We start from the raw sequence: 3,440 nt of genomic DNA, 5'->3' as shown, positions 1-3,440 counted from the left end.
CGATGGCGCCGGCCTGATCGAGCGCCTGCAGGATCGCCATGATGTCGTCGGGCGAGGCGCCCGTGCGGTTGATGGTGTCGATGATGTCCTGCAGCTTGCTGCCCGGCGCCCAGTTGAACATGCGGCCCCGGTCCTGCTCGGCCACCACGCTGGACTGCGGCAGCACCACCGTTTCGCCGCGGCCGAACGGCGCCGGCTGGCTGGCCACGGGCTGCTCGCCGATGATGACCTTCAGGTTGCCGTGCGCCACCGCGGCCGGGCGCACGCGCACGCCGTCGGCGATGACCACCGTGCCGGTGCGCGAGTTGAAGACCACGCGCGGCAGCTCCTGCCCCACCTGCACGCCGAGCTTCTGCAGCTCGGCCACGAAGGCCACGCGCTGCGTCGGGTTGGCCGGGGCCACCACCTCCACGCTGGTGGCGTCGCGCGTGCTGGCGATCTCGCCGTAGCGGCCATTGATGGTGCGAACGATGTTGGTGGCGGTCTGGAAGTGCGGGCGGCGCAGGCTCAGGGTGACGGTCTCGCGCGTGTCGAAATCGGTGGGAATCTCGCGCTCCACCGTGGCGCCGCTCGGCACGCGGCCGGCCGTGGGCGTGTTCACGGTCACGCTGGAGCCGCTCTGGCCCTGGGCCGAGAAGCCGCCCACCACCACGTTGCCCTGCGCCAGCGCGTACACCTCGCCGTCGGCCGCCATCAACGGCGTGAGCAGCAGCACGCCACCGCGCAGGCTCTTGGCGTCGCCCATGGAGGAGACGGTGATGTCGATGGTCTGTCCCTTGCGGTAGCCCGGCGGGAAGGTGGCGCTCACCATCACCGTGGCCACGTTCTTCAGGCGCGGGTCGTTGCGCTCGGGCAAGGTGACGCCGAACTGGCGCAGCATGTTGGCCACCGACTGGCCCTGGAAGCGGATCTGGCTGCTGTCGCCCGAGCCTTGCAGGCCGACCACCAGGCCATAGCCGATGAGCTGGTTTTCGCGCATGCCCTCCACCTGCACCAGGTGGCCCAGCGGCGTGGTGCGCGCGGCGTCGGCGCTGGCCTTTTGCGCGACGGCGGGCGCCGACGCGAGCAGCGACAGGGCAGTCAACAGGCCGGCGAGGCCCTGGTGCAGGGTGCGGGAGTTCATGCTGATGGCCCGATCAGAAAGGCATCCAGGGGCTGTTGAAGAAGCGCGTGAGCCAGCCCGGCGAGTTGGCATCGGCCAGGGTGCCGCTGCCCGAGTAGGCGATGCGCGCGTTGGCGATGCGCTGCGAGGACACGCGGTTGGCGGCGTCGATGTCCTGGCCGCGCACGTAGCCGCTCAGGCGGATGAATTCCTCGCCCTGGTTGAGCCACAGGCTTTTTTCGCCGGCGATGCGCAGCAAGCCGTTGGGCAGCACCTCCACCACCACGGCGGTGATGGCACCGCTCAGCGCGTTCTGCTGCGTGCTGCTGGCGTTGCCGTCGAAGGCGCGGTCCGCGCTCAGGCCGATGGGGGGCGTCACGTCCTTGCCGTCGATGCGCAGGGCGCCGATGCCGGCGCTGCTGCCCTTGTCGATCTGCGTGCCCGAGCGCTTGCTGGCCTGGGTGGTCTCCAGCAGCATCACGGTGATCACGTCGCCCACGCGGCGCGCGCGCGTGTCGGCCACCAGCGAGCCCGGTGCCTGCGGCGTGAACACGCCGCCGGAACGCGCCAGGCTCGGCGCCACCCGCACCACCGGCGCGGGATCGTCGGCCAGCGCCGGCGCGCGCGGCGGCGCGACGGCGGCGCAACCGGCCAGCAAGGCCGCGAGCAGCCCCAGCGCGGCGCGCATCAGCGCACCGCCTGCGCCAGGTTCTGCAGCATGCCGTCGGCCGCGCTCAGCACCTTGGTGCTCATCTCGTAGGTGCGCTGGGCGGTGATCATGTCCACCATCTCCTCCACCACCTGCACGTTGGAGCCTTCCAGCGCGCCCTGCTTGATGGCCCCCAGGGCCTCCTCGCCCGCGATGCCTTCGGTGGGAACGCCGCTGGCGGCGGTCTCCTGGTACAGGTTGTCGCCCAGGGCCAGCAGGCCGGCCGGGTTGACGAAGCCGGCGAGCGTGATCTGGCCGATCTCCTGCGGCGCGGTGTCGCCGGGCAGGCTGACGCTGACGGTGCCGTTCTCGCCGATGGTGATGGACTTGGCGTTGGCCGGCAGCGTGATGTCGGGCACCAGCGGATAGCCCTGCGCGGTCATCAGGCGGCCCTCGGGGCTGCGCTGCAGCTGGCCCGCGCGCGTGTAGGCGGTCTCGCCGCCGGGCAGTTCCACCTGCAGGAAGCCCTGGCCCTGGATGGCGATGTCCAGCGGCTGACCCGTGGTCTGCAGGCTGCCGGTGGTGAACACCTTCTGCGTGCCGGCCACGCGCACGCCATTGCCCAGCTGCACGCCCACGGGCGTGTTCATGCCCTCGGCCTGTGCGGCGCCGGGCTGGCGCTCCACCTGGTAGAACAGGTCCTCGAACACCACGCGGTCGCGCTTGAAGCCGGTGGTGTTGACGTTGGCCAGGTTGTTGGCGATGGCCTGGAGCTTGGCGTCCTGCGCCTGCACGCCGGTCTTGGCGGTCCACATGGCTGCGTTCATGGTCGGTTCCTCGTGTGCGTGATGGGGATAGGGCTCAGCCGCGCACCAGGCGGTCGCCGGCCTGGGCCATGCGCTCAGCGGCGCCGTAGAGCTTCATCTGGATCTCGAAGTCGCGGCTGGTGGCCATGGTGGCCACCATCTCCTCGACGGCCGAGACGTTGCTGCCTTCCAGGTAGCCGGCCTTGACCTGCACGGTCTCGTCCAGGGGCAGGGCGCCGGCCTGCGGGTCGCGCGGCACCAGCAGGCCGGCCTCGTTCTTCACCAGCGCGCCCGGCTCGGGCTTCACCAGCTTCAGGCGATCCACCGGCTGCATCTCGGCCTGGCCCGGCGGCAACACCGACACCGTGCCGTCGGCGCCGATCTGCACGCTCGCCGAGGGCGGCAGCACGATGGGGCCGCCATCGCCCAGCAGCGGGCGGCCGTTCACCGACAGCATGCCCTCGGCGTCGATGGCGATGCCGCCGGCTCGGGTATAGGCCTCGCCGCCCTCATGGCGCACGGCCAGATAGCCCTCGCCGGTGATCGCCACGTCGAGCTCGCGCCCGGTCTGGCGGATCGGCCCCGCGCGTTCGCTGACACCGTTGGCGCTGAGTTCGCTCATGTGGCGCGCGTCGTAGCCATAGCCCGGTGTGCGCATCGCGGTGGCGAAGCTCTTGTCGGCGCGAAAGCCCGGCGTGTCGGCGTTGGCCAGGTTGTTGGCGCGCACCTGCTGCTCGCGCAGCGAGCGCTCGGCGCCACTCATGACGGTGTAGATCAGGGCGTCCATGGCTCAGTCCGCTCAGATCGCTTGCATCAAGGACTGCATGATCTGGTTCTGCGTCTGGAACACCTTGGTGTTGGCCTGGTAGTTGCGCTGCGAGGT

The 3,440-nt window shown here is 70.8% G+C and carries 5 protein-coding genes; all 5 read right to left on the bottom strand.

What is annotated here, in order from left to right:
• On the bottom strand, positions 1–1,123 hold a 1,123-nt coding region (locus BGO22_RS04035; protein ID WP_286849157.1), incomplete at its 3' end, for a flagellar basal body P-ring protein FlgI.
• Between the two features lie 13 nt (positions 1,124–1,136).
• Entirely contained in the window at positions 1,137–1,790 is a 654-nt protein-coding gene (gene flgH, locus BGO22_RS04030; RefSeq protein WP_204743119.1) for a flagellar basal body L-ring protein FlgH, read from the bottom strand.
• Complete coding sequence (flgG, locus tag BGO22_RS04025; RefSeq protein ID WP_204743121.1) at positions 1,790–2,578, bottom strand: flagellar basal-body rod protein FlgG; 789 nt, start codon at positions 2,576–2,578, stop codon at positions 1,790–1,792. The genes flgH and flgG overlap by 1 nt, the downstream gene beginning before the upstream one ends.
• A 34-nt stretch (positions 2,579–2,612) precedes the next feature.
• Positions 2,613–3,344, bottom strand: a complete 732-nt coding sequence (flgF, locus tag BGO22_RS04020) for a flagellar basal-body rod protein FlgF (RefSeq protein ID WP_204743123.1) — start codon at positions 3,342–3,344, stop codon at positions 2,613–2,615.
• A gap of 12 nt (positions 3,345–3,356) precedes the next feature.
• Positions 3,357–3,440 (bottom strand): flagellar basal body rod C-terminal domain-containing protein (locus tag BGO22_RS04015; protein ID WP_286849159.1); only part of this gene is annotated, 84 nt, incomplete at its 5' end.

The organism is Hydrogenophaga sp. 70-12 (assembly GCF_001897365.1).
GTDB classification, from domain to species: domain Bacteria; phylum Pseudomonadota; class Gammaproteobacteria; order Burkholderiales; family Burkholderiaceae_C; genus Hydrogenophaga; species Hydrogenophaga borbori.
Note: the sequence above shows the minus strand (reverse complement) of the source record. Positions and strands in the feature narration are given on the sequence as shown.